Genomic DNA, 1,195 nt, shown 5'->3' with positions numbered 1-1,195 from the left:
CGAGCTGGGGGTGGCCGCAGAGACCAGCGAGAAGCGACTGTTTACTAAAAACACAGGTCCGTGCGAAGCCGTAAGGCGATGTATACGGACTGACGCCTGCCCGGTGCTGGAACGTTAAGGGGACCGGTTAGCTCCATTTCGGTGGGGCGAAGCTGAGAACTTAAGCGCCAGTAAACGGCGGTGGTAACTATAACCATCCTAAGGTAGCGAAATTCCTTGTCGGGTAAGTTCCGACCTGCACGAATGGCGTAACGACTTCTCGACTGTCTCAACCATAGGCCCGGTGAAATTGCACTACGAGTAAAGATGCTCGTTTCGCGCAGCAGGACGGAAAGACCCCGGGACCTTTACTACAGTTTGATATTGGTGTTCGGTTCGGCTTGTGTAGGATAGCTGGGAGACTTTGAAGCATGCACGCCAGTGTGTGTGGAGTCGTCGTTGAAATACCAGTCTGGTCGTGCTGGATGTCTAACCTGGGTCCGTGATCCGGATCAGGGACAGTGTCTGATGGGTAGTTTAACTGGGGCGGTTGCCTCCTAAAGGGTAACGGAGGCGCCCAAAGGTTCCCTCAGCCTGGTTGGCAATCAGGTGTTGAGTGTAAGTGCACAAGGGAGCTTGACTGTGAGACCGACGGGTCGAGCAGGGACGAAAGTCGGGACTAGTGATCCGGCGGTGGCTTGTGGAAGCGCCGTCGCTCAACGGATAAAAGGTACCCCGGGGATAACAGGCTGATCTTCCCCAAGAGTCCATATCGACGGGATGGTTTGGCACCTCGATGTCGGCTCGTCGCATCCTGGGGCTGGAGTCGGTCCCAAGGGTTGGGCTGTTCGCCCATTAAAGCGGTACGCGAGCTGGGTTTAGAACGTCGTGAGACAGTTCGGTCCCTATCCGCTGTGCGCGTAGGAGTCTTGAGAAGGGCTGTCCCTAGTACGAGAGGACCGGGACGGACGAACCTCTGGTGTGCCAGTTGTTCTGCCAAGGGCATGGCTGGTTGGCTACGTTCGGGAGGGATAACCGCTGAAAGCATCTAAGCGGGAAGCCTGCTTCGAGATGAGGACTCCCACCCACTTGATGGGGTAAGGCTCCCAGTAGACGACTGGGTTGATAGGCCGGATCTGGAAGCACGGTAACGTGTGGAGGTGACCGGTACTAATAGGCCGAGGGCTTGTCCTCAGTTGCTCGCGTCCACTGTGTT

General features: G+C 56.6%; 1 rRNA gene (cut by a window edge). It reads left to right on the top strand.

The features are described 5' to 3' along the window. Positions 1-1,173 (top strand): 23S ribosomal RNA (locus ACFC02_RS42130) (it extends 1,799 nt beyond the left edge of the window). Positions 1,174-1,195 lie beyond the last annotated feature (22 nt).

The organism is Streptomyces sp. NPDC056160, from assembly GCF_042268205.1.
Classification (GTDB): Bacteria; Actinomycetota; Actinomycetes; order Streptomycetales; family Streptomycetaceae; genus Streptomyces.
The sequence above is the reverse complement of the archived record's forward strand: the minus strand, read 5'-3'. Positions and strand labels throughout refer to the sequence as shown.